We start from the raw sequence: 26,689 nt of genomic DNA, 5'->3' as shown, positions 1-26,689 counted from the left end.
TTTTTAAAGGTATTTTAAGTATTACGTAAAAAAACCCTTTCACATTTTCTAATGAAAGGGTTGAAATTTTATTTTTTTATTTTTAGAATTCTCTATTCTCGCTAAATCCTTCTAAATAATCGGCTACTCGTTTCACGAATTGTCCGCCCAATGAACCATCTACTACACGGTGATCATAACTGTGTGACAAGAACATTTTGTGACGAATTCCGATGTAATCTCCGGTTGGAGCTTCAATAACTGCTGGAACTTTTCGGATGGCTCCTAAAGCCAAAATCGCTACTTGCGGTTGGTTAATAATCGGTGTTCCAAAAACACTTCCAAACGTTCCCACATTGGTAACGGTGTACGTTCCACCTTGAATTTCGTCTGGTTTCAATTGGTTGTTACGAGCTCGGTTGGCTAAATCGTTTACCGTTTTTGTTAATCCAACCAAATTCAACATATCTGCATTTTTGATAACCGGAACGATTAAGTTTCCGTTTGGTAATGCAGCGGCCATTCCTAGATTGATGTTTTTCTTTTTGATAATGTAATCGCCTTCTACAGATATATTAATCATCGGGAAATCTTTGATGGCTTTTGCCACAGCTTCCATGAAAATGGGTGTGAACGTTAACTTCTCCCCTTCTCTTTTTTCAAAAGCGTCTTTTACTTTGTTTCTCCAGTTTACAATGTTGGTTACATCCACTTCAATGAACGACTGTACGTGAGCCGAAGTTTGTTTGGATGCCACCATATAACCTGAAATCAGTTTACGCATGCGATCCATTTCGATGATTTCGTCTTGACCGTTTACAGAAACCGGAACTTTTTTCTCCGGTGTTGCTTCTGCTTTTGGAGCTTCAACTTTAGAAGTTTCAACTTTTGCTTCAACTTTTGGAGTTTCAACTGCTACCGGTTCTGCTTTAGGCGTTGGAGCAACAGCCGGTTTATTGGCTCTATCTTTTACATATGCAATGATATCATCTTTGGTAACACGTCCTTCTTTACCGGTCCCTTTTATGCTTTCTAATTCTGCAATGGAAACCCCTTCTTCTTTGGCAATATTTTTTACTAAAGGAGAAAAGAATTTTTCAGATGTTGAAAAATCAACTTCTGTCGGTGCAACGGCTTGAACCGTTTCTTTCACCACTTCAATGGCTTTCTCAATTTGTGCAACTGCTTCAACTACTTCTTCTTTTGGAGATTCTACAGGAGTACTTCCGCCTTCGGTGTCAATGATTGCAATGGTTTGACCTACTTTTACAATATCATCTACATTAAAAAGAATTTCAACTAACGTTCCGGAAACTTCAGATGGCACTTCGCTATCTACTTTATCGGTAGCGATTTCCAAGACTGCTTCATCTGCTTCAATTTTGTCACCTACTTTTTTGAGCCAGTTGGTAATGGTTGCCTCTGCAACGCTTTCTCCCATTTTGGGCAATTTCAATTCAAATTTTGCCATATCGTTAACCTAAAGGTTTATTTTTTGTTTCAGTTTGCGAATTTACTAAAAAAAGGATTGGTTTTGGTAATTATCAATAAATTTTCAATACCAATGTCGAAAATCAATGTCAATATCAATTTCAAAAATCAACAATCTAAATTCATCAATCGTTTATCAAAATCACTTGACCTCTATCGTTGCTGCTGTTGCTTCCAATCATGAAATGACTTTGATTGGGAATGATTTTGAATGTTACATTTTCACTTTTATATGTTTCCATTGCGGAAATGATGGTTGAAAATGGTAAAGCATTCTGATCAAAAATAATTTCAACGTTAGAATGTATTCCTTTTAAAAGCGAAGGTAATTCATTTTTAAAAGTAGCGGAAAGCAGCTTCACATTTTTTCCTAACAATTTTTCAAGTTTTTCTTTTAATAACTCGTTTTGAGAAACCAAAATATACTTGTCAATTATTCTATTGGATTCTGTGGTTTTATTTTTCTTTAGAAAAGCAAAAAAGAAACTTCCAAATTTCATAAAAACATAAAAAAAAGCTGACTTTTTGAAATGTTTGGCATAAAAATATTCCATTGCTTCTTGAAATCGCTTCATATACGTTCCGTCTTTCACAGTGCTTTCGCCTTTGTAATGAATAACGGTTGTTTCGGCAAAATAGTAATTAATTTTATCTTTTTTCAACACCCTATAACTCAAGTCGATGTCATCGGAATACATAAAACAGTTTTCGTCAAATCCACCCAATTCAGTATACAAATCACGCTTCATAAACATAAAAGCTCCAACTAAAATTTCAACATTTCCGGATTGACTTTCGGTTAAATGCTGAGCGTAATATTGATTGAAGATTTTGATCTTTGGAAAAATTTTATACAACCCAAAAATCTTGGTAAACGCCACCCAAGGAGATGGGATTCCTCGTTTGCTTTCCGGGAGAAAATTTCCAGTGCCGTCGATGAGTTTGCAACCGATTATTCCGAGTTGGGATTTGGAAGTTGGGAGTTGAGAATTCAAAATTTTGGTGAAAGTATCTTCTGCAACAACCGTGTCGGGATTGAGAATGCAAATGTATTCACCTTTTGCTTGAGCAACACCAATATTATTACCTTTCGGAAAACCAGTATTTTCATTATTTTCAATGAGTTTGATGTGAGGAAAACGTGTTTTCATCATTTGACAACTATCGTCTGATGAATTGTTATCTACCACAATTATTTCACCATCAATGTGTTGCAAAGCAGCTTGAACGCTAAGCACGCATTGTTCTAAAAAATAGCGAACGTTGTAATTGAGGATGATGACAGATAGTTGCATTGGACAAATATAATATGAAAATGTGGCAATTTGAAAAATTGTACACCTGACAGGTATCAAAAACCGATAAGTTGTAATAGGTCATGAAGTTTCAGTAATTCGTTTCAGAAAAAATAAAGCATTACTTTTGCACTTTTAAAATCATTGACTAATTGGCAAATTGCCTTATTGACACTATTAAATGAACTATCTTTCCGTAGAAAATATATCCAAATCCTTTGGGGAACGCGTTTTGTTTGAGAACATTTCGTTTGGCATCAATAAAGACCAAAAAATTGCTTTTATAGCCAAAAATGGTTCGGGAAAAACGACCATTATGAACATAATTAATGGTTTTGATGAACCCGATACGGGTCAAGTGGTGGTTCGTAAAAATATTCGAATGGCTTTTTTATCGCAAAAACCGAATTTGCAGGATGAATTGACCATTGAGGAAAGCGTTTTTGCCAGCGATAATGAAACCCTGAAAGTGATTGAGCAATACGAAAAAGCGTTGGGAAACCCTGAAAATGAAGAAGCGTATCAAAAAGCGTTTGATTTAATGGACCAACACAATGCGTGGGATTTTGAAACGCAATTCAAGCAAATCTTGTTCAAATTGAAGTTGGAAGATTTTAAATTGAAAGTCAAAAGTCTTTCGGGTGGACAAAAAAAGCGACTTTCATTGGCCATCATTTTAATTAACCGTCCGGATTTATTGATTTTGGATGAGCCAACCAACCACTTGGATTTGGAGATGATTGAATGGTTGGAGGATTATTTTGCCAAAGAAAATATCACGTTGTTTATGGTGACGCACGACCGTTTCTTTTTGGAACGCGTTTGTAATGAAATCCTCGAATTAGACAACGGGAAATTATACCAATACAAGGGAAATTACTCCTATTATTTGCAAAAAAAGGAAGAACGAATTGCTTCTGAAAACGCCAGTATTGACAAAGCCCAGAATCTTTTTGTGAAAGAACTGGCATGGATGCGTCGCCAACCGAAGGCTAGAACTACCAAATCGAAATCGCGTCAGGATGATTTTTATAAAATCAAAGCCGTTGCCGAAAGTCGCAGAAAAGAAAATGTGGTGGAGTTGGAAATCAACATGGAACGCATGGGAAGCAAGATTATTGAGCTTCACAAGTTGTATAAAAAATTTAAAGACCGAGTGATTCTCGACAATTTCTCGTATGACTTTCAACGTGGCGAACGCATTGGAATTATTGGAAAAAACGGAACCGGAAAATCAACTTTCTTAAATATTTTGACCAAAACTATTTTGCCTGATGCCGGAAAAGTGGTGATTGGTGAAACGATTAAGGTGGGTTATTATACACAAAGCGGCATCAATCCAAAACCGGGTCAGAAGGTTATCGATATTATTAAAGAGTATGGCGAATACATTCCGCTAACGAAAGGTAAAATTATTTCGGCTTCGCAATTGTTGGAACGTTTTCTTTTTGATGCTAAAAAACAATACGATTTTGTGGAAAAATTGAGTGGCGGCGAATTAAAACGACTGTATTTATGTACCGTTTTGATTCAAAATCCGAACTTTTTGATATTAGATGAGCCAACGAATGATTTGGACATTGTAACGTTGAATGTTTTGGAAAGTTTTTTATTGGATTTTCCCGGTTGTTTGTTGGTGGTTTCGCACGATCGCTATTTTATGGATAAAATTGTCGATCACTTATTCGTATTTAGAGGCGAAGGAGTCATAGAAGATTTTCCCGGAAATTATTCTGATTTTAGAGCGTATGAAGATAGTGCCGAACCCAAAAATTTATCAAACGTAAGTACCGAAAAAACAAACTGGAAAGAAAAGCAAGTTAAAGAAGGTCTAACATTTAACGAACAAAAAGAATTTCAAAAAATTGAACGCGAAATCAAAGATTTAGAGTTTGAGAAAAAGCAAATTGAACAATTGTTCGCAGATGGAAAAGTAACGGATGATGCTATTGAGAAAAAAGCGAATGAGTTGCAAATTATAATTAAAAAATTGGAAGAAAAAGAAGAGCGGTGGTTTGAACTTTCTTCAAAAATGGAGTAATTTAGCTCGCAAAGACACAAAGTCGCTAAGAAAAACTGCGACTTTGCGACTTTGCGACTTTGCGAGAAATGAAACATATTATAAAATCATATCTGAAATTCCTTTTCCATTCCAAAAACGAACACGGAGTGCATTCGCCATTTGTGTTTGATTTAGTAACAAAATGTTTTTATGTTAAAACGAACTATCCCGAATATTCCATATTAAAAGATTACCGAAAATCCCTTTTAGAAAATCAAAACACCATTGAAGTAACCGATTTTGGTGCCGGTTCAAGAGTTTTTAAAAACAATCAAAGAAAAATATCCGCTATTGCCAAGAATGCCGGAATTTCTTCTAAAAATGCTGAATTATTGTTTCGAATTGTTCGTTATTTTCAACCTGAAAGCATTTTGGAAATTGGAACTTCGTTGGGATTAGCAACATCTGCCTTGTCGTTAGGAAATAAGAATGCTAAAATTACTTCGTTGGAAGGGTGTCCGAATACATTAAAAGTTGCAAAAAATAAGTTTCAGGTTTCAAGTTTCAAGTTGAATTGCGAAAACATTGAATTTGTAAACACAAAATTTGAAGATTTTTTGACAACTGACAACCGACAACAGACAACAGACAACCTCATTTACTTCGACGGAAACCATTCAAAAAATGCAACTTTAAGTTATTTTGAATTATTATTACCCACAATTTCAAACGATTCGGTTTGGATTTTCGATGACATCCACTGGTCCAAAGACATGGAAGAAGCATGGGAAATCATTAAAAATCACCCAAAAGTGACCGTTACAATTGATACGTTTCAATGGGGAATTGTCTTTTTCAGAACAGAACAAACCAAAGAACATTTTATCATCAACCCAAATAAAACCATTAGTTCGCACATTTTGGAACGAATTCGAATTTGATTTGTAACAAAAACCAACTTTTTTCTACTAATCCTGTATTGAATGTAAAAATGCTAAAATCTGCAATCCAATGGCTAATCCATTAATAAAAATCTCCGCATTAAAACGAAACTTTGTATTGGGAAGTGAAACCATTTATGTTTTAAAAGGAATTGATTTGGAAATTAACAAAGGAGAATATGTAGCGTTGATGGGACCTTCCGGTTCCGGAAAATCTACTTTGATGAACCTTTTGGGCTGTTTGGATACACCCACATCCGGAACCTATATTTTGAATGGAAAAGATGTGAGCAAAATGCACGATGATGAGTTAGCCGAAATCCGTAACAAAGAAATCGGATTTGTATTTCAAACCTTCAATTTAATGCCAAGAACTACGGCTTTAGACAACGTTGCTTTACCGATGGTTTATGCCGGTTATTCCAAATCTGAACGTTACGAGCGTGCCACAGAAGTATTAACACAAGTGGGATTAGCCGATAGAATGGATCACAAACCCAACGAACTTTCGGGTGGTCAACGGCAACGTGTGGCGGTAGCCAGAGCCTTGGTAAACAAACCTTCTATCATTTTGGCCGATGAACCCACCGGAAATTTAGATTCCAAAACATCGGAAGAAATCATGGCTTTGTTTGGCGAAATTCACAAAAACGGTAATACGGTAATTTTGGTTACGCACGAAGAAGATATTGCCGCATATGCCCACCGAATTATTCGTTTGCGTGATGGAATTGTAGAAAAAGACGAACGTGTAAAGTAAACAATTTGTAACTTTGTTACATAAAGTTTATTTTCTATGAAAACCCTAATTATTGTCATGGTCGTTCTTTTTGTGGCGGTTATCATTGTCACTCGAATGGCCAATAAACAAAGAGGAAATCGCCGTAATCGCAGCTTCAAAACCAATTATTATTCCAAAAAGAAACAATAATCTGATGAAAATTGGAATACTCACCTGTGCCCGATTACCTGAACTTTTAGAATCGGATCAACAATTAATTCCGCTTTTTGCGAAGGAAAATATTACTGCAAAAGCCGCTATTTGGGATGATGAAACGGTTGATTGGACCGAATTTGATTACTTGATTTTCAGAAATACTTGGGATTATTATCAAAAAGAAAACGCATTTCATTCATGGCTAGATAAAATTGAATTATTGGGAATTAAAACGTTCAACCCGATTTCAGTTATTCAAAAAAACAAACATAAATTTTACTTAAAAGAATTAGAAAAAGAGGGTATTTCAATACTTCCTACGATTTTTTTAGAAAAAAATTCAACTTCTAATTTACACGATGTAATTCCGAAAAGTTGGGAGAAAATGGTTATCAAACCAGCGTTTTCTGCCGGAAGTTATTTAACAAAATTAATTGACCGAAGCGAATTAGCATCCATTCAAACAGAATTCAAAGAACATTTTGCAAGCAAAGATTTTCTATTGCAAGAATTTCGTCCGGAAATAAAAGAATTGGGTGAAACTTCTTTTATTTTTTTTGATGGAAAATTTTCGCACGCTGTCAACAAAAAACCGCTTGAAAATGATTTTAGAGTTCAAATTCAATACGGTGGAAAATATACATTAATTGAACCCAATGCTGATTTACTACTTCAAGCTGAATTAGTTCTATCAAAAATTCCTGAAAAATTGCTTTATGCACGTGTTGACGGCATTGTCATCAAAAACAAACTTCATTTAATGGAAATCGAACTTATTGAACCCGATTTGTATTTTGATTTGGCTGAAGGAGCAAGAGAACGATTTGTGGAAGCTTTTTTAAAAGTTACTGAGTAGCTGAGCTACTGAGTGGCTGAGTAAAAAAAACTTCGTAAATTAGCCAAATAAAAACTCAGCAACTTAGCTATTCAGAACCTCAGCAACTATCTTATGAAAATATACACCAAAACCGGCGATAGCGGAACCACAGCACTTTTTGGCGGAACACGTGTTCCCAAACACCACATTCGAATTGAAAGTTACGGAACAGTGGACGAGTTGAATTCGCACATTGGGTTAATTCGCGACCAAGACATCAATCCATTACATAAAAATGTATTAATTGAAGTGCAAGACCGCCTTTTTACCGTTGGAGCTATTTTGGCTACGCCACCGGAAAAAGAAGTTTTAAAAAACGGTCAACCGCGTTTAAACATCAATCGAATTTCTGAAGCAGATATTCAATTGCTAGAAAATGAAATTGATACCATGAACGATTCGTTGCCTCCTATGACACATTTCGTTCTTCCGGGTGGACATACAACGGTGTCATATTGTCATATTGCTCGTTGTGTATGCCGAAGAGCCGAACGCCTATCGGTGCACCTTCACGAACTTGAACCGACAGATGAGCAGGTTTTAAAATACTTAAACCGACTTTCTGACTACCTTTTTGTGTTGGCACGAAAGTTGACATTTGACCTTCATGCGGATGAAGTAAAATGGATTCCGAGGAAGGAGTAATCGGTTGTCGGTTGTCTGTTGTCAGTTTAATCTGATCACTATCCCGAAGCTTCGGGACTGAATGCTGAACACTTTCCTAAATACGTTCTTACCTTTAAAAAAGTATGAAAAATTACTTTTTGGTAAAATAAATTACTTTTTACTTGACTATTTCAGTAGAAAATTTATTTTTGCATAAAATTAAATCGATAGAAGATGTATTGGACATTAGAATTAGCATCCTATTTAAGTGATGCACCGTGGCCAGCCACCAAAGATGAGCTTATTGATTACGCCATCAGAACGGGTGCTCCCCTTGAAGTAGTGGAAAACCTTCAATCTATTGAAGATGAAGGAGAAATCTACGAATCGATGGAAGAAATTTGGCCGGATTATCCAACCGACGAAGATTATCTTTGGAACGAGGATGAATATTAGACAAAAATAAACAATCAACTAAAAAAGTCTCATTTGAGGCTTTTTTTTTGTATAAATTTGCCTCCCGAAGTGTCGGGAATTTATAATTAAATAAATCAACATAAAATGAGTTTCATCAATAGCATTCTCAAAGCATTAGTAGGAGATAAATCGGAGAAAGATGTAAAAGCGATTCAACCGCTAATCACTAAAATAAAATCATTCGAAAGCAGTCTTTCTTCGCTTTCACATGACGAATTGAGAGCCAAAACTACTTCATTCAAAGAAAAAATAAAACAAGCTCGTGCGGAAAAAGATGCGAAAATCGCCTCTTTAAAAGCAGAAGTTGAAAAAATAGTCGATATAGATAAACGCGAAGAGGTGTATACTGCTATTGATGCGTTAGAAAAAGAAGCCTACGAGATTTCAGAAAAAGTTTTGAACGAAATTTTACCGGAAGCTTTTGCAGTGGTAAAAGAAACTGCCAGACGTTTCAAAGAGAATACCTCTATCACAGTAAGAGCTACTCCAAAAGATATTGAACTTTCGGCTTCAAAATCATACATCACTCTTGAGGGTGACAACGCCGTTTGGGCCAATTCCTGGAATGCTGCCGGAAAAGAAATCACATGGGACATGATTCACTACGATGTGCAGTTGATTGGTGGTGTGGTGTTGCATCAAGGAAAAATTGCCGAGATGCAAACCGGTGAAGGAAAAACGTTGGTAGCTACACTCCCACTCTATTTGAATGCGTTAACCGGAAACGGGGTGCACTTGGTTACCGTAAATGATTACTTAGCCAAACGTGATAGCACTTGGAAAGCTCCATTATTTGAATTCCATGGGTTAACTGTCGATTGTATAGATAATCATCAACCCAATACTGATGCGAGAAGAAAAGCGTATGAAGCGGATATTACATATGGAACCAACAATGAATTTGGTTTTGATTATTTGAGAGACAATATGGCTCATTCGCCAAACGATTTAGTTCAACGCAAACACAACTTTGCGATTGTGGATGAGGTGGATTCGGTTTTGATTGATGACGCCAGAACGCCATTGATTATCTCAGGTCCAGTACCTCAAGGAGACCGACATGAATTTAATGAGTTGAAACCGAAAGTGGATCATTTGGTTAATTTACAACGCAATTTAGCGACTCAATTTTTGACCGAAGCGAAACGATTAATCAAAGAAGGTAATGCAAAAGACGGTGGTTTTAGCTTGTTGAGAGCCTACAGAGCTATGCCAAAAAACAAAGCCTTGATTAAATTTTTGAGTGAAGAAGGAATCAAACAATTACTTCAAAAAACCGAAAATCAATACATGCAAGACAACAATCGCGAAATGCCAAAAGTTGATGAAGCTTTGTATTTTGTGATTGAAGAAAAAAACAATCAAGTAGAATTGACCGATAGCGGTATCAAATTCTTATCTAAAGATACGGATGAAAACTTTTTCGTTTTACCGGATATCGGTACCGAAATTGCTCGAATTGAAAAACAAAATTTAAGTAAAGACCAAGAAGCCGAAGAAAAAGAAAAATTATTCCAAGATTTCTCTATCAAATCGGAACGTATTCACACGCTTACTCAATTATTAAAAGCCTACACACTTTTTGAAAAAGATGTAGAATACGTAATCATGGACGATAAAATTTTAATCGTTGATGAACAAACCGGTCGTATTATGGATGGCCGTCGTTATTCTGACGGATTACACCAAGCGATTGAAGCCAAAGAAAATGTAAAAATTGAAGCAGCTACTCAAACTTTTGCTACGATTACGTTGCAGAACTATTTCCGTATGTACAGCAAATTAGCCGGTATGACGGGAACAGCGGTTACAGAAGCCGGTGAGTTATGGCAAATTTACAAATTGGATGTTGTGGAAATCCCAACCAACCGTCCGATTGCCAGAAAAGACCAAGAAGATTTGATTTATAAAACCACACGCGAGAAATTTAACGCCGTAATTGAAGATGTAACCAAACTTTCGCAAGCCGGAAGACCGGTATTGATTGGTACCACTTCGGTTGAAATTTCAGAGTTATTAAGCAGAATGTTGAAAATGAGAAACGTTCCGCACAATGTTTTGAATGCGAAAATGCACAAAAAAGAAGCTGAAATTGTAGCTGAAGCCGGAAAACCGGGAGTGGTAACCATTGCAACCAATATGGCGGGTCGTGGAACGGATATTAAATTGACTCCGGAAGTAAAAGCAGCCGGTGGTTTAGCTATCATTGGTACAGAACGTCACGATTCGCGTCGAGTAGACAGACAGTTACGTGGTCGTGCTGGACGTCAGGGAGATCCGGGAAGTTCGCAGTTTTATGTTTCGTTAGAAGATAATTTGATGCGTTTGTTTGGTTCTGAACGTGTGGCCAAAGTAATGGATAGAATGGGCTTGAAAGAAGGCGAAGTCATTCAACATTCGATGATGACCAAATCGATTGAACGAGCTCAGAAAAAAGTGGAAGAAAATAACTTTGGTGTGCGTAAACGTTTGTTGGAATATGATGATGTAATGAATTCGCAACGAGAAGTAATTTACAAACGCAGAAGACACGCTTTACATGGCGAACGTTTGAAAGTGGATATCGCGAACATGATGTATGACACGTGTGAAAATATTACGAATGAGAACAAAGCAACTTCTAATTTTAAGAATTTTGAATTTGAATTGATTCGTTATTTCTCCATCACCTCTCCAATATCGGAAAGCGAATTCAACAAGTTGAGTGAGATGGAAATTACCGGAAAAGTATACAAAGCAGTTTTGGCACATTACGAAGAAAAAAATGCACGTGATGCCAGAGAAGCGTTTCCAATCATCAAGAACGTATATGAAAATCCTAGTAATCACTATGAACGAATCATTGTTCCTTTTAGTGACGGACAAAAAACGTTGAATGTAGTGACCGATTTGAAAAAAGCGTATGAAAGTGAAGGAAAACAATTGGTTGCCGATTTTGAGAAAAATATCACGCTTGCCATTGTGGATGAAGCTTGGAAAAAGCATTTACGCAAAATGGATGAATTGAAACAATCGGTTCAATTGGCGGTTCACGAGCAAAAAGATCCTTTGTTGATTTATAAGTTTGAAGCGTTCAATTTGTTTAGAGCAATGCTTGATAAAGTGAATAAAGAAGTAATTTCTTTCTTGTTCAAAGGTGACTTACCCAATCGAAACGAGGCTAATATTCAGGAAGCACGAGAAATTCGTAAAAAAGAAAATTATACAGAATCAAAAGCATCCACTGAAATTAACGATGGAGCACAAGCTAACAGACAAGCCGGAGAAATGGCTAGTCAGCGACCAGCGGTAACCGAAACAATAGTTCGCGAAATGCCAAAAATCAACCGAAATGACACTGTTACAGTAAAACATGTGATGAGTGGAAAAACAGAATCCATGAAATACAAAAAAGCGGAAAGCTTAATTGCGAGTGGTGAATGGGTTTTGGTATAAACTTAAATTACAATCATTTTTTAAAATCCCTGGCATATACATTGTCAGGGATTTTTTAGTTAAAAATATTGCATTAAGTTCAGGAAATTAGGATTGCAAATCTATTAAGGCAAAATCTTTCCTGGATTTAATATTCCATTCGGGTCAAAAACATATTTTAACCGCTCCATCAATTCTAAATGAGGTTTCGAAAAAGCAATATCCATAAAATCTTTTTGTACAAAACCAATACCGTGTTCGCCGGATAACGTACCGTTTAGAGAAACGGTTAATTCAAAAATTTCCCGAATGCCTTTGGGTACTTCCGTTTTCCAATTTTCATCGCTTAGGTTTCCTTTAATGATATTAACATGCAAATTCCCATCACCGGCATGACCGTAACAAACCGATTGAAAACCATATTTTTTTCCAATGGATTTTATGCCTTTTAATAATTTTGGCAATTCATATCTCGGAACAACGGTATCTTCTTCTTTGTAAACCGAATTGGCTTTCACGGCTTCCGCCACACTGCGACGCATTTTCCACAAGGCCTTTTTTTCGTCTTCGGTATCGGCAAAAAGAATGTCATCAATTTGAAATTGTTCTACCACTGTCATGATTTTTTCAGCTTCAGACATTAAAATTTCAGGATAATTTCCATCGACTTCAATCAATAAATGAGCTTGAATATCTTCTTTCACATGAACGTTTAACCCTTCTACAAATTGAAGTGTCCAATCAATGGCGTCGCGTTCCATGAACTCTAACGCACTAGGGACAATTCCGGCTCTAAAAATGGCTGAAACGGCTTCACACGCTTCATTGGCTTTGTAAAACGGAACCAACATTAAAACGTTATGCGTATTTTTAGGAAGTAATTTTAATACAATTTTTGTAACGATTCCCAGTGTTCCTTCACTCCCCACCATCAATTGTGTGAGATTGTAACCCGTTGAGTTTTTTAGTGTATTCGCTCCCGTCCAAATGATTTCACCCGTTGGTAAAACCACTTCTAAATTCAAAACATAATCTTTGGTAACGCCATATTTTACAGCTCTTGCACCGCCGGAATTTTCGGCAACATTTCCGCCAATGAAACAACTTCCCATACTACTAGGGTCAACCGGATAGAATAATCCTTTTTCAGCAACGGCTTCGCGAAGCACTTGTGTAATCACACCGGGTTCGGTGATAACTTGTAGATTTTGTTCGTCAATTTTTAGAATTTTATTGAATCGCTCCATCGAAAGTCCGATTCCTCCTTGAACGGATAAAGCACCGCCACTCAAACCGGTTCGAGCTCCAATTGGTACAACCGGAATTTTATATTGATTGGCTATTTTTAGAATTTCGGAAATTTCTAAAGCTAATGATGGTTTTATTACCACATGTGGTGGAAAAACATAATCTTCGGTTTCATCATGACCGTAGTGATTTCGGGTTTCTTCATCGGTAAATACAAACGATTGACCAACGATATTTTCTAATTTGGATATAATTTCGGAATTGAGTTGCATACTTTATTTTTAAACCAATAAAGGTAAAAAAATTATAGCATTGAAAGTAGCCAATACCAAAAAGCTAAGGTTAAAAAAGAAAGCGGAATTCCAATACCAATCATCATGCTACTCAATTTCGGTTTTAATCCATAGTTTGAAGCCAAAATCGCTCCGGTTATCATAGGAGCCATTGCTGCTTCAAGGATGGAAACATTGACAATCAATCCTTCGCCACTCAAAATAAATTTGTATAAAACCAAGAAAAAGAAAGGCGTTAGCATCAATTTAAAGAACAATCCCAACGCTAAAAAATTCCAATGCTGACTTTTTTTATCAATTTTTAATTGCAAACCAACAGAAACCAAAGCAATTGTTGAAACCGTTCCTCCTACTTTTTGAAAAACAGTTTGTAGCATATTGGGGAAATCTATGTTCAAGACATTAAGCAAACAAGCCAACACAAAAGCAATAAACGGGGGAAAGAAAACAATTTTTTTTATAATAAGTTTCGAATCGACTTCCCCTTTTGAAAAAACAGAGGCAATAGTTACTCCTACAGTGGCCAACACCACAAATGAACCGGGTTGATCTACAATAATTGCTGTCTGTAACCCTTCTTGACCATATAACGCTTCAATAACAGGAAATCCAACAAAGGAAGTATTTCCCAATCCTCCAGTTAAAATTAAGCAGCCCGTTAATTTTTTAGACCACCCGAGCCATTTTCCTAAGCTGTAAAAAAACAAAAAAGACAACCCAAATCCGAGCCATGCCACACCGATTGGAAAAAGTAATTTTGAAGAAATTTCAATTTTCGGGATGTAATACAATGCTAAAGCCGGAAGTGAAATATAAATCACAAAATGGTTTAGAGCTACATATCCGTTTTTGGGAAAACTTTTGAGAAATTGGAGTCCAAAACCAATCGTTAAACAAAGAAAAATTAAAATGATATTTTCCATTGAGATTTAAAATTCAAAAATACGTTTTTGAGTATAAAAACAATTGAAATAAACCAATACATTTTTCTTTTTTGTAACTTTACCTTTCAATTGATTTGTTGTGGCTCAAAAATCTTCAAAAACATCTGCTTTGCAGGAGAAAGACGGTGTAATGCAACCGGAAACGGTCAATTCTAATTCCGTTAAGCTTATTCAACAATTCCGTAGAAAAAATAGTACTGCAGAAGAGTTAGTTCAAGGAATTTTAAATGGAAATATTTCCGATTTAAGTCGTGCCATTACTTTAGTTGAAAGTACAAATTCGAATCATTTAGCAAAAGCTAATGAAATAATCGCTGCTTGTTTACCTAAGGCAAATAATTCCATCCGAATCGGAATTACCGGTGTTCCGGGAGTTGGAAAGAGTACGTTTATTGAAGCTTTTGGAAAACACTTAACTTCGCTAGGTAAAAAAGTAGCTGTTTTGGCCGTTGACCCGAGTAGCACCATTTCTCAAGGAAGCATTTTGGGCGACAAAACCCGAATGGAAGAATTAGTAAAAGATATAAACGCTTATATCCGACCTTCAGCTTCAGGCGAAACGTTGGGTGGAGTAGCCCGAAAAACCAGAGAAACAATTATTTTATGTGAAGCTGCCGGATTTGATACCATCATCATTGAAACCGTTGGTGTAGGTCAAAGTGAAACTGCGGTTCACAGTATGGTTGATTTCTTTTTGTTATTGAAAATTTCCGGTGCCGGCGACGAATTACAAGGCATCAAACGCGGCATTATGGAAATGGCCGATGCTATTGTCATTAATAAAGCCGATGGCGATAACATCAAAAAGGCCAAACTAGCCAAAACCGAATTTAACCGAGCTTTACATCTATTTCCGGCAAAAAAATCGGGTTGGATGCCAACGGTTTCTACTTGTAGTGCGATAACCAAAGAGGGAATAGATGACGTTTGGAAAACCATTTCCAATTATTTGGAATTAACACAATCCAACTCCTATTTTCAAGAAAAAAGACAAGAACAAAATCAATATTGGATGATGGAAACCATTAATGAACAATTGAAAAATCATTTTTATACGCATCCTGAAATTACTAAACGCTTGGACGAAAAGAAAAAAGCCGTTCAAAACAATGCCCTTTCACCTTTTGCGGCAGCGATGGAATTACTTTCAACTTACTTTAAAGAATTCTAATTTTATACCCTATCTAATTCAAAATTAAAAATATTTTTATTTTTATACTATAAAAGGTATAAAAAAATGATAAAATTTAAAAATATACCTTTTATGGTGTGATTTTTCGAAATTTTTGTATTTTTGTAACTTAAAAGGTATAAATATGCGAGAAAATTTAACCGACTTGAGTAAGCACATCAAACTAAAACGCAAGCAAAATAAACTCACACAACCTGAACTTGCTTTAAAAGCAGGAGTAGGTTTACGATTTGTGCGGGATTTAGAACAAGGCAAAAACACCTTGCGAATGGATAAAGTGAATGATGTGTTACGCTTATTTGGAGAAACCTTAGGGCCAATTCCAATGGACCGAGAAAAATTAATTTCAAATGAATAGAAGCGGAAAAGTATATATGAAAAACAAATACTGCGGAACAGTTTTAGAAACTGATCACGGCTATGTATTTCAATATGATTCCGACTATTTAAAAAGCGAAAATGCTGAAGCAGTTAGTTTAACTTTGCCTTTAACCGAAAAACCCTATCAAAGTAAAACCCTTTTTGCTTTTTTTGATGGATTGATTCCGGAAGGATGGCTATTAGACCTTGCCGAAAAAAATTGGAAAATAAATTACAAAGACCGAATGGGATTACTCCTCACCTGCTGCAAAGATTGCATTGGAGCTGTAAGTGTTATAAAAAATGAAGAACTATAAAAAGAAATATTTAGCACGATTGGAAAATCCTACCCTAGAAGTTCAAGAACCAGGAACATTTTATGGTAGAAGATGTTTGTTTTGCTATGAGCCTCTTTTTGATTCTTCATCCGATTTTCACGAAGCCTGCAACAAACGTTTTTTTGGTCAATTAAAAACGCCACAGCTCAATTACAACTTGGAAAATCTGCAAGAGTTAGCCTCAAAAGTTATCCAAAGTCAAATGGCAGTAACGGGAGTTCAGGCGAAAGTTTCGTTGAGTTTATTTCGAAAAGAAGAAAAAAACCTAACAAAAAAGCTCACTATTGTCGGGCTATATGGAGATTATATACTCAAACCACCTTCGGAACATTACGAACAATTACCGGAACTGGAAAGTGCAACCATGCATATGGCGGATGTTTGCGGTATAAAAGTAGTTCCGCATAGTTTGGTGAAATTGCAAGATGAAACCCTTTGCTACATCACAAAAAGAGTGGATCGAACCCGAAAAACCAAACTTCACATGGAAGACATGTGTCAGTTGAGCGAACGATTAACCGAAGATAAATACAAAGGAAGTCATGAGCAAGTTGCAAAATTGGTCTTAAAATATTCGAGCACTCCGCTTTTGGATGTGAGCAATTTTTATGAACAGGTTTTATTTAGCTTTTTCACTGGAAATTCAGATATGCATTTAAAGAATTTCTCGTTGTTAGAAAAAGATGGACAAGGTTTAAGTTTATCTCCGGCTTATGATTTAGTACCCACAGCCCTTGTCAATCCGGCTGATACTGAAGAATTGGCTTTGACTTTAAATGCCAAAAAAAGAAAATTAAAATACCACGATTTTTTAGTTGCGTACGAAAAATGTGGATTAAGCAAGAAAGTTTTGGACAATACGTTAGAACTTTTTGTGTATGCCAAACCCGAAATGGAAGCCGTTTTGGCAAAAAGTTTTGTGAGTGAAGAATACAAAATGAAGTATATAAGTTTGATGGAGAGTAGATACAAACAATTGGAAATACTTTAAAAATGCCGTTTTAGAATTTAAAACGGCATTTTTTTACTCCTCATACCGTTCCATCTCTCTATCATAAAAAGCTCCGGCCAATTCAATTAATTTTTCCATTTCGGTTTCTAATTCTTTTTCGTCTTCCTCGTCAATTTCCTCTAGAAATTCTACTTCGTCATCTTTTAAATTAATTAAAAATCGAGGATAATCTAAATGGATAATAAAAATATCATCGGGATAATCGGTGTTGTCTGCTAAAACAAATTTTGGTAAGTCCATTTTTTTTATGGTAATTGGTTATGGGTAATAGCTCAAAGGTAATTGAATTAGTATTCAAATGTACCAAATTCACTCGTAATGGTTAATTTTTTATGTTCGGATGCTTCTACTCTGCCGACAATTTGAGCATCAACATTGAATGATTTTGAAATTTCGATAATATCGTTTGCAATTTCGGCCGGAACATACAATTCCATTCGGTGACCGCAATTAAAGACTTGATACATTTCTTTCCAATCGGTTTTGGATTGTTCTTGAATCAGTTTAAATAAAGGCGGTACTGTAAATAAATTATCTTTGATAATATGTAAATTATCAATAAAATGTAAAATCTTGGTTTGTGCACCGCCACTGCAATGCACCATGCCGTGAATTTCTTTTGGTGAATATTTCTCTAAAATCGCTTTGATAATTGGAGCATAGGTTCGTGTTGGTGAAAGCACTAATTTTCCGGCATCAATAGGACTATTTTCTACTTCATCTGTCAATTTTACTTGACCGGAATAAACCAAATCAGAAGGAACCGCAGCATCAAAACTTTCCGGATATTTTTCGGCTAAATACTTTGCAAAAACATCATGACGAGCAGAAGTCAAGCCATTGCTTCCCATTCCGCCGTTGTATTCTTTTTCGTAAGAAGCTTGTCCAAACGAGGCCAATCCCACAATCACATCCCCAGGTTGAATGTTGGCATTATCAATCACATCACTACGTTTCATTCGAGCAGTTACAGTAGAATCGACAATTATTGTTCGAACCAAATCACCTACATCGGCTGTTTCACCACCGGTGGAATAAATCGTGACACCAAATGATTTTAATTCTTGAATTAATTCTTCCGTTCCGTTGATGATGGCAGAGATTACCGTAGCCGGAATTAAATTTTTATTTCTTCCAATGGTGGAGGAAAGCATAATATTATCTGTTGCTCCCACGCAAAGCAAATCATCAATATTCATAATCAGGGCATCTTGAGCAATACCTTTCCACACCGAAATATCGCCTGTTTCTTTCCAATATAAATAGGCTAACGACGATTTTGTCCCGGCACCATCAGCGTGCATTAAGAGACAATATTCCTCATCTCCGGTTAAATAATCGGGAACAATTTTGCAAAAAGCTTTGGGAAATAATCCTTTATCAATGTTTTTGATGGCATTATGCACATCTTCTTTGGCGGCAGAAACTCCGCGAAGGGCATAACGTTTGCTGGTATCCGAACTCATAGTTGTGTTGTTGTGTTGGGCAAAGATAGGATTAATGTGAAAATGTCACAATGTAAAACCCATGAGAAATTATTATTTTTCAAGAATGAGAATTTCTACTCTACGATTAGCAACTCGTTCTTCTTCATTTTTTTCCGGTAACGGATAAACCGGTTTAGAACTTCCAAATCCTTTGTAAGAAAGACGAAGCTCATCAATACCATTTGCAACTAAATACTTGTATACGGCTTGAGCTCTTAGCAATGAAATTTCTTCCGTATCATTGGTAAAACAGCATATATGTCCGTGAATTTCAATTTTTAAATTTTGATTTTTCAGCAAAACTTGTAACAAATCTTCTAAAACGGGGAAAGATTGGGGTAGTATTTTATCGCTTCCACCATAAAAGTTCAATCCTTTGAGTTCAAAAAATTGATTTTTTTGGGCTAAGTTTACAGAATGGGCTACTGATTTATTTTCAGTTGTGTTTCGAAACCAAAAAGTTACTTTCCTATTTTCACTTTGATGGATAGAAAAATCAAAAACTTCACCATATGGAATTCTTTCTAATTCATCAAATATTTTAATTTTATTGATTTTCAAAATATTTTCTACCGAATGAATTCTGCGATTAGCTAATTTTAGATTGTAAATTTTTGAATCAACAGTATCACAATATCCTTCTATCATATAAACTTCGGCTAACGGATTTTGTTTTATCCAATCATTTAAAACTTGAATTGATTTTGAGTTTGGGTTTGATTTATTGAAATCAAAATAAATATCCAGTTTCTCCTGAGCAGAGAGCGGTATAAAACTTAAGACCAAAAATATACAGTTTATTAATTTCATTTTTTTACAATTTCAATTTCAACTCTTCGATTGGCAATTCTTTCTTCTTCATTGTTTTCAGGAATTGGATATATTGGTTGATTACTTCCAAATCCTTTATAAGCTAATCTTCGGAGTTGAATACCGTTGTTTATCAAATAATTATAAATTTTGAAAGCTCTTCTGAACGATAATTTGGTGTCTTTGGGATCAGGATTACAACAAATATGTCCGTAAATTTTAATTTCTAAATTTGGATTTAACTCCATAATTAGCAACAATTGTTCTACTAAAGGTTCTGATTCCGGGATAATGACTTCTGAATTAAATTGAAAATGAATATTATGAATCACAATTTTATCCCCAATTTTCGCCATTTCAAACTTGTCTATGAGAGAAATTCTTTCCTTTTCAATTTTCTCAACAAGCGATTCTTCTTTGGGATTTTCATCTACTATCGGTTCCGTTTCAGTGATTGATTCATCCAAAATTCTATAAGTAAACGTTACTTTTCGATTTTCTGCTTGAATTTTAGATTGTTCAAAATCTTCTCCAAGAACATTTTGAATTAAATTGTTAGCAATTCTACAATCTTTTGATTTTAATAAATTTAAAACATTTAAAATTCTTTTTGAAGCAAGCTTCTTGTTTGACAAATTGGTATCAACAGAATCACAATAACCCGCTATTGTTAGAATTTCAATATTAGATTGCATTGAAATCCATTGTTCAAAATGATTTAAAGAAATGGCATTGGGCATTTCTTTTGCAAAATCAAAATAAAGTGTTTTTGATTCTTGAGCTTGAAGAAATGAGAAGAATAAACAAAAGAAAAATAAGACTTTCAATTTTTAATAATTTCAATTTCTACTCTGCGATTGGCGGCTCTTTCTTCTTCATTTTTTTCTGGCAAAGGATAAATGGGTTGGCTACTGCCAAAACCTTGGTAGGTAACTCTTGAACTATCAATTCCGTTTATTCTTAAAAAATTACTAATTGCTTTTGCACGTTGGGTTGAAAGATTGGTTCTATCTATTGACATGCAGCATAAATGCCCTTGAATATCAATTACTAAATCTGGATTTTGTTGCATTACTAAAAGTAATTCATAAAGTTTTCCACGACTTTCATTGACAATTGCAAAAGTATTCAATTGGAAATTGAGGTTTTCTAATTTTAATTTGTCGCCGGGTTTAGCGGAGTCTATTTGTTGCATGAATGCTACATTTAATTCAAAAGTAGACTCTGTTCCATTTGGATTTTGAATTACAATAGCTTCCGGAAATTGTTTTTTTGGTTTAGGTTTCGTCACAACTTCTTCTTTCTTAATTCCTAAAATTTCATCTTCACGAGCTAAATCTTTTGTTTCAAGATAATAAAGGGTAACCCTTCTGTTTTCAGCTTTGTTATTGGATTGTTGGTGTAATTTTCCGAAACTACGGGTTTTAAAATCTTCACGAATTTTGACTTTATCTTTTACCAGTTTATAAATAAAATCTACTCGTTTTTGTGCTAATGTATCATTAAAACCGATGCTTCCGTCTTCGTCAGTATAACCATTTATCGCAACAATTTTCACTTCTTTGTGAGTAGAAATCCACTCGTTTAGTTTTTGAATTTCATTATCTTTTAATTCAAATTTATTAGAATCAAAGTAAAAAGAAGCTTGTTCTTGTGCCACCAAAGTGGTATTTATGAAGATTATGAATATGTAGAAATAGAAATTTTTCATGTATTACATTTATAAACGTAAAAATTATAAAATAATTTCAATTAAAAAAAAAGCAGGATAACAAAAGTTATCCTACTCTTTTTTAGTGGTTATTTGTTGGAAATTTAGTTTTTATAATTTCTCAAACTTTTTTAAAGTATGAGGTGTTGTATTAAAACGAGAACTAAAATATGAAATAATTTAACACAAACACATTTTGAACTAAAAATTTATAAAAAAAACAACTTCTTGGGGAGAAGTTGTTTTTAACCTTACCTAGTGAACAATAGTTCTCTATATTTGGTTAGGGTCCATATTTCATCGTCTATTAACAATTCTAATTTATCAGAATGAGAACGAATGACATCAAAATAAGGCTTAACTTTAAAGCAGTAAGCATGGGCTGTTTTTTCGGCAGAGTTTAAGGCGTTTGCCTTTTTTCTTTCTTCAGTCATGGCTTCAACATTAGAATTGATTCCTTCAATATGAGATGAAATTTCTTTAATAAGACTAATTTGTTCTTTGGCAATTTTATCAAATTCTTTTCCGAAAATTTCTTTTAACCCTCTTACATTTTCTATCAATATATTTTGGTATCGAATTGCAGTAGGAATTACATGATTTCTCGCAATATCTCCTAAAACTCTACCTTCAATTTGAATTTTCTTTGTGTATTCTTCCAATTCAATTTCATAACGGGCCTCTACTTCAACATGATTCATTACACCTAATTCTTCAAATAATTCAATAGCTTTAGAAGAAATTTTTGCTTTCAAAGCTTCCGGAGTAGTTTTGTGATTACTTAACCCTCTTTTTTTCGCTTCTTTTTCCCATGCCTCGCTGTAGCCATCTCCTTCAAACAGAATAGCTTTAGTTTGTTTGATATATTCTCTTAGTACGTTAAAAATGGCCTCGTCTTTCTTTAACCCTTTTTGTTCTACCAAAGTATCAACCTCTACTTTAAAATCTTTTAATTGTTTGGCTACAATAGAATTTAATGTCGTCATAGCATTGGCACAATTGGCTGAAGATCCAACAGCTCTAAATTCAAATTTATTTCCGGTAAAGGCAAAAGGAGACGTTCTATTTCTATCGGTATTATCTAAAAGAACATCGGGCAATTTACCTACTACATTCAATTTTAAATCGGTTTTCTCTTCCGGTGATAATTTCCCTTTGGACACCCCTTCTAATTCTTCTAATACTTTGGTTAATTGTTGACCAATGAAAACAGAGATGATGGCAGGAGGTGCTTCGTTGGCCCCTAATCTATGATCATTACTAGCCGATGCGATAGCAGCACGAAGTAGTTCTTCATAGGAATGAACTGCTTTAATGGTGTTGATAAAGAAAGTAAGAAATTGAAGATTACTCATTGGTGTTTTACCCGGGCTTAATAAATTTATTCCGGTATCTGTAGCCAATGACCAGTTGTTATGCTTACCTGAACCATTTACGCCTTTGAACGGTTTTTCATGAAAAAGAACTGTAAAATCATGTCGCTCTGCAACTTTTGACATCACATCCATTAAAAGTGAGTTATGGTCAACGGCTAAATTCGTTTCTTCAAAAATAGGAGCTAATTCAAATTGATTAGGAGCTACCTCATTGTGTCTCGTTTTCACAGGGATTCCAAGAAGCATACATTCGTTTTCCAAATCTCTCATATAGTTAAGAACACGTGTGGGTATTGATCCAAAATAATGATCTTCCAATTGTTGTCCTTTTGCAGAAGTGTGGCCCAATAAAGTTCTTCCGGTAAGTAATATATCAGGTCTTGAATTGGCTAAAGCAGAATCTATCAAAAAATACTCTTGTTCCCAACCCAAAGTTGGCGTTACTTTTTTTACATTTTTATCAAAATATTTTGCAACTTCTGTAGCAGCATCATCAATGGCACTTAAGGCTCTCAATAGAGGTGTTTTGTAATCTAAAGCTTCACCTGTATAAGAAACAAAAACAGTTGGAATACATAAAGTTGTACCATATATAAAGGCTGGTGAAGTGGGGTCCCAAGCCGTATAACCTCTTGCTTCAAAAGTGTTTCTTATACCCCCATTTGGAAAACTAGAAGCATCGGGTTCTTGTTGTACCAATTGGCTACCGCCAAATTTTTCAACAGGGTCAGAACCATCAAATGAAGTTTCAAAGAAAGCATCATGCTTTTCTGCAGTTGCTCCTGTTAAAGGTTGAAACCAGTGAGTGTAATGCGTTACTCCTTTTGAAAGAGCCCACTCTTTCATTCCCATGGCAATGTAATCAGCTAACTTTCTGTCAATTTTTGTTCCGTGTTGAACCGCATTTTGTACTGCTTTTAAAGCTTCAGGAGTGAGAAATTGTCTCATTGCCTTTTCGTTGAATACATTCGAACCGAAAATTTCAGATTTTCTGCCTAATTCCTCAACTTTAACAGGCTTTCTGTTTGTAGTTTGATTTAATGCTTGAAAGCGAAATGTTGACATATTTTTTTAATATTAAAGTTTAACCCCATTATTTTGAGGTCAAAAATACAATTAAATATTAAAAAAATTACATATACCCCTATTTTTTTAGGGGTTGTTAATAAAAAAATTAATTAAACGTTAGATAAACAAACAATACATATGAAAAAACCAACACAATTCCGGCACGTCTATCTAAAAATCCTTTTTTAGGCATGGCCACAAGCGGAAGCAATATAAAGGCAAAAAAAAGCATCCATAAAATATCAAAAGTCATTAATTGCGTATCAACTAATTTTATTGGATGTATTAATGAAGCAATCCCAAGAACTGATAGAATATTAAAAATATTAGAGCCAATTACATTACCAATAGATATAGAACTCTCCTTTTTTAAAGCCGCAATTATTGACGCAGCCAATTCAGGGATACTCGTTCCAATTGCTACAACTGTTACTGCTATAACTCTGTCAGAAACCCCAAATAACTGAGCAATATTTACTGCTCCTTTAATTAATAGCTCCGAACCACCCCATAAAGCCAAACCACCAATTACTAGAAACCAAATTACTTTTGCTGTAGTCATAGTTTCATCTAATGGTATTTCTTCATCTGTTGTGTCTGGTTTATTTTTTAGTAACAAAAGCACAAAACCGATAAGCAGAACAAATAATACTCCACCTTCTATCCTACTAATATCTCCACCAAAAAACAACATAATGTAGAGTAAAATAGAAGCAATCATCATAGCAGGCCAATCTGACTTAAAAAAAGTGAAATCAATTTTCATTTCACTAATTATCATTACAAGACCTAAAATAAGACCAATATTGGCAATATTTGAACCCACAACATTACCTAATGCAATATCTGGAAAGCCATCTAACGCCGACTTAACACTTACAATCAACTCTGGTGCTGAAGTGGCAAATGATACGACAGTCATACCTATTACAATTTTGGGCACATTCAACCGTAATGACATTCCTACAGCTGATTTTAGCAACCAATCTCCACCAAAAACTAAAAGAATTAATCCAATTACAACAAATAAAAAATCCATCTTATAAAATTTACCATACAAAGGTAAAATTTTAAAACCAAAAAAAAGGAGACACTTGCGTGTCTCCTTTGAAATAATGCTAACTGTTAATTATTTCGATATAATCTTTTTAACTTCAGTTCCTTGGTTTGTAGTTATTCTTAACAAATAAACTTGACCACTTTCTCTGATAAAGTTAAAATTCAATCTAACTTCTTTGTTTTCGAAAGCTTCTTTATCATGTAAAGAATACAATAATGAACCTCTTAAGTCAAACAATTCTATCGTAACATCTGATTTATAATTGAAATTATATTTCACTGTTAGTTCATTCTCAAATGGAACCGGATAGGCATCAAAACCTGCTGTAAGTCTTGAAACTGAACCGCTATCATTTGTAGCACTTGATCCACCCAACGGACAACCGGTGTTATTTAACGCATCTAATTGTGAAGCTAAGTTACCCGGAGTATTTCCTCCAGCTAAGAATGCAGCATTTACAGCGTTAATAATTGAAGCGGTTGTATTGTATGGTGTTGGATAATTGATGTCAACATGACAAGCATTTAACAATGCTGCTACTGATTGACGACCCAAATTATTTACACCTCCACCACCAAGATTCAACACTTGTAACAGAGTTCTTGAGGCTAATGTAGATGGTGCATTTACAAACACACTTCCATACAAAGTAGAAGGACTGTAAGCAGAACACCATCTGTTGGTATGGTTTTTCCAGTATCCAATTGTACATCCATCAAAACACTCTGGTGTTGTGAAAGTCGCTGTACGCTCAACCATTGAACCACACTCATCCATTACTTGGAATACAACAGTTAATGTTTGTCCTGCTCCAGGTAATACTAACCCACTCAAGTCTGTAGCAGTCAATTGACCACAACCTCCACTATAAGTAAATCCAGCAATCCATTGTGCAAAAGCAGCATTAAAATCTGTTTCACAAGATGGTGTGTAATTCTGTGGACAACTAATTGTAATGGGTTTAGAATTAATGGTAAATATAGCCGAAGTTGTTTCAAAATTACCTGCACAATCTGTAGCTGTAAATTCTACCACAATACTTCCACATATTCCTTCAAAACCATCGAAATTATTGGTCCAAGTTACATCACTACAAGAATCAGTAGCTGATGCTCCACCGTTATTTGCTAACCAAGATTCAAGATCTGATATATTCCCATAACCGTCGCATTCAACAGTCAAATTATTTGCACTAGTTACAACTGGAGCGGTAGTATCTTGAATAGTGATAGTTTGAGAAGTTGTCGCACTGTTTCCGGCACAATCTGTAGCTGTCCAAGTTCTGGTTACAGTTCCTAAACCACAAGCATCTAAATCTTCGCTATCTACATGAGTTAAACTTACATTAGCATCACAAGCATCTAAAGCTGTTGGCATACTGAATACCGCTTGTGTTGGGCACTCAACTGTATATGAAGCCTCTACTCCACTGATGATTGGATCTGTTGTGTCTTGAATAGCGATAGTTTGAGAAGCTGTTGCACTGTTTCCGGCACAATCTGTTGCAGTCCAAGTTCGGGTTACAGTTCCTAAACCACAAGCATCTAAATCTTCACTATCAACGTGAGTCAAACTTACATTAGCATCACAAGCATCTGAAGCCGTTGGCATACTGAATACCGCTTGTGTTGGACATTCAACTGTGTAGGAAGCCTCAACGCCACTGATTATCGGATCTGTTGTATCCTGAATAGTGATAGTTTGAGAAGCTGTCGTACTGTTTCCGGCACAATCTGTTGCAGTCCAAGTTCGGGTTACAGTTCCTAAACCA

General features: G+C 35.3%; 24 protein-coding genes. 12 read left to right on the top strand and 12 right to left on the bottom strand.

Features of this window, described 5'->3' with window-relative positions:
- Nucleotides 1-82 precede the first annotated feature (82 nt).
- Nucleotides 83-1,450, bottom strand: coding sequence for a dihydrolipoamide acetyltransferase family protein (locus tag V7M80_RS11560; protein WP_333696266.1), 1,368 nt, complete (start codon nt 1,448-1,450; stop codon nt 83-85).
- A 145-nt stretch (nt 1,451-1,595) separates the two neighbouring features.
- Nucleotides 1,596-2,765: a glycosyltransferase family 2 protein gene (locus tag V7M80_RS11555; RefSeq protein WP_333696264.1), complete on the bottom strand. Its 1,170-nt coding sequence runs from the start codon at nt 2,763-2,765 to the stop codon at nt 1,596-1,598.
- Nucleotides 2,766-2,946: 181 nt separating this feature from the next.
- On the opposite strand from V7M80_RS11555, the gene V7M80_RS11550 reads away from it, so the two are divergent.
- The 8 genes from V7M80_RS11550 (at nt 2,947) to secA (ending at nt 12,040) form a co-directional block, all read left to right on the top strand.
- A complete protein-coding gene (locus V7M80_RS11550; protein WP_333696263.1) occupies nt 2,947-4,806 on the top strand; it encodes an ABC-F family ATP-binding cassette domain-containing protein in 1,860 nt (619 codons plus the stop codon).
- 68 nt (nt 4,807-4,874) lie between these two features.
- Nucleotides 4,875-5,708, top strand: a complete 834-nt coding sequence (locus V7M80_RS11545; RefSeq protein WP_333696262.1) for an O-methyltransferase — start codon at nt 4,875-4,877, stop codon at nt 5,706-5,708.
- Between the two features lie 70 nt (nt 5,709-5,778).
- Entirely contained in the window at nt 5,779-6,468 is a 690-nt protein-coding gene (locus V7M80_RS11540) for an ABC transporter ATP-binding protein (protein WP_333696260.1), read from the top strand.
- A 36-nt stretch (nt 6,469-6,504) separates the two neighbouring features.
- A complete protein-coding gene (locus V7M80_RS11535; RefSeq protein WP_333696258.1) occupies nt 6,505-6,639 on the top strand; it encodes a hypothetical protein in 135 nt (44 codons plus the stop codon).
- 4 nt (nt 6,640-6,643) lie between these two features.
- Nucleotides 6,644-7,501, top strand: a complete 858-nt coding sequence (locus V7M80_RS11530) for an ATP-grasp domain-containing protein (protein WP_333696257.1) — start codon at nt 6,644-6,646, stop codon at nt 7,499-7,501.
- Nucleotides 7,502-7,594: 93 nt separating this feature from the next.
- On the top strand, nt 7,595-8,167 hold the full coding sequence (locus V7M80_RS11525; protein ID WP_333696255.1) for a cob(I)yrinic acid a,c-diamide adenosyltransferase: 573 nt from the start codon (nt 7,595-7,597) through the stop codon (nt 8,165-8,167).
- A 195-nt stretch (nt 8,168-8,362) separates the two neighbouring features.
- Nucleotides 8,363-8,584 carry a DUF2795 domain-containing protein gene (locus V7M80_RS11520; protein ID WP_002986941.1) on the top strand — a complete coding sequence of 74 codons (222 nt, stop codon included), beginning with the start codon at nt 8,363-8,365 and terminating at the stop codon, nt 8,582-8,584.
- A 105-nt stretch (nt 8,585-8,689) separates the two neighbouring features.
- Nucleotides 8,690-12,040 carry a preprotein translocase subunit SecA gene (gene secA, locus V7M80_RS11515; protein WP_333696254.1) on the top strand — a complete coding sequence of 1,117 codons (3,351 nt, stop codon included), beginning with the start codon at nt 8,690-8,692 and terminating at the stop codon, nt 12,038-12,040.
- A gap of 104 nt (nt 12,041-12,144) precedes the next feature.
- Here the strand turns inward: secA and V7M80_RS11510 are convergent, their stop codons facing one another.
- Both V7M80_RS11510 and V7M80_RS11505 read right to left on the bottom strand, forming a co-directional pair.
- A complete protein-coding gene (locus V7M80_RS11510) occupies nt 12,145-13,539 on the bottom strand; it encodes an FAD-binding oxidoreductase (RefSeq protein ID WP_333696252.1) in 1,395 nt (464 codons plus the stop codon).
- A gap of 32 nt (nt 13,540-13,571) precedes the next feature.
- Nucleotides 13,572-14,483 carry an AEC family transporter gene (locus V7M80_RS11505; protein WP_333696250.1) on the bottom strand — a complete coding sequence of 304 codons (912 nt, stop codon included), beginning with the start codon at nt 14,481-14,483 and terminating at the stop codon, nt 13,572-13,574.
- A gap of 100 nt (nt 14,484-14,583) precedes the next feature.
- Here V7M80_RS11505 and meaB point away from each other — a divergent pair, with 100 nt between their 5' ends.
- The 4 genes from meaB to V7M80_RS11485 all read left to right on the top strand — a co-directional run bounded on the left by meaB (nt 14,584) and on the right by V7M80_RS11485 (nt 17,385).
- Nucleotides 14,584-15,675, top strand: a complete 1,092-nt coding sequence (gene meaB / locus V7M80_RS11500) for a methylmalonyl Co-A mutase-associated GTPase MeaB (protein WP_442902350.1) — start codon at nt 14,584-14,586, stop codon at nt 15,673-15,675.
- A gap of 145 nt (nt 15,676-15,820) precedes the next feature.
- The gene (locus tag V7M80_RS11495; protein WP_333696248.1) at nt 15,821-16,054 is read left to right on the top strand and encodes a helix-turn-helix transcriptional regulator; all 234 of its coding nucleotides are present in this window, start codon (nt 15,821-15,823) and stop codon (nt 16,052-16,054) included.
- A complete protein-coding gene (locus tag V7M80_RS11490) occupies nt 16,047-16,373 on the top strand; it encodes a HipA N-terminal domain-containing protein (protein ID WP_333696246.1) in 327 nt (108 codons plus the stop codon). Before V7M80_RS11495 ends, V7M80_RS11490 begins: the two co-directional genes overlap by 8 nt.
- Nucleotides 16,360-17,385, top strand: coding sequence for a HipA domain-containing protein (locus V7M80_RS11485; RefSeq protein ID WP_333696244.1), 1,026 nt, complete (start codon nt 16,360-16,362; stop codon nt 17,383-17,385). Before V7M80_RS11490 ends, V7M80_RS11485 begins: the two co-directional genes overlap by 14 nt.
- 33 nt (nt 17,386-17,418) lie before the next feature.
- Here the strand turns inward: V7M80_RS11485 and V7M80_RS11480 are convergent, their stop codons facing one another.
- From V7M80_RS11480 to V7M80_RS11445, 8 genes are all read right to left on the bottom strand, one after another.
- Nucleotides 17,419-17,646 (bottom strand): hypothetical protein, encoded by a 228-nt coding sequence (locus tag V7M80_RS11480; protein WP_333696242.1) that lies wholly within the window; start codon nt 17,644-17,646, stop codon nt 17,419-17,421.
- A gap of 47 nt (nt 17,647-17,693) precedes the next feature.
- A complete protein-coding gene (locus V7M80_RS11475) occupies nt 17,694-18,872 on the bottom strand; it encodes an AIR synthase related protein (RefSeq protein ID WP_333696241.1) in 1,179 nt (392 codons plus the stop codon).
- 72 nt (nt 18,873-18,944) lie between these two features.
- Complete coding sequence (locus V7M80_RS11470; RefSeq protein WP_333696240.1) at nt 18,945-19,703, bottom strand: OmpA family protein; 759 nt, start codon at nt 19,701-19,703, stop codon at nt 18,945-18,947.
- The gene (locus tag V7M80_RS11465; protein ID WP_333696239.1) at nt 19,700-20,530 is read right to left on the bottom strand and encodes an OmpA family protein; all 831 of its coding nucleotides are present in this window, start codon (nt 20,528-20,530) and stop codon (nt 19,700-19,702) included. Before V7M80_RS11465 ends, V7M80_RS11470 begins: the two co-directional genes overlap by 4 nt.
- Nucleotides 20,527-21,414 carry an OmpA family protein gene (locus V7M80_RS11460; protein ID WP_333696237.1) on the bottom strand — a complete coding sequence of 296 codons (888 nt, stop codon included), beginning with the start codon at nt 21,412-21,414 and terminating at the stop codon, nt 20,527-20,529. The genes V7M80_RS11465 and V7M80_RS11460 overlap by 4 nt, the downstream gene beginning before the upstream one ends.
- A 251-nt stretch (nt 21,415-21,665) precedes the next feature.
- Nucleotides 21,666-23,855, bottom strand: coding sequence for a glutamine synthetase III family protein (locus V7M80_RS11455; RefSeq protein ID WP_333696235.1), 2,190 nt, complete (start codon nt 23,853-23,855; stop codon nt 21,666-21,668).
- 109 nt (nt 23,856-23,964) lie between these two features.
- On the bottom strand, nt 23,965-24,897 hold the full coding sequence (locus tag V7M80_RS11450) for a calcium/sodium antiporter (RefSeq protein ID WP_333696234.1): 933 nt from the start codon (nt 24,895-24,897) through the stop codon (nt 23,965-23,967).
- Nucleotides 24,898-24,987: 90 nt separating this feature from the next.
- A partial coding sequence (locus V7M80_RS11445; RefSeq protein WP_333696233.1) for a T9SS type A sorting domain-containing protein occupies nt 24,988-26,689 on the bottom strand: 1,702 nt, incomplete at its 5' end.

Source organism: Flavobacterium sp. (genome assembly GCF_036759525.1).
Taxonomy (GTDB): Bacteria; Bacteroidota; Bacteroidia; order Flavobacteriales; family Flavobacteriaceae; genus Flavobacterium.
The sequence above is the reverse complement of the archived record's forward strand: the minus strand, read 5'-3'. Positions and strand labels throughout refer to the sequence as shown.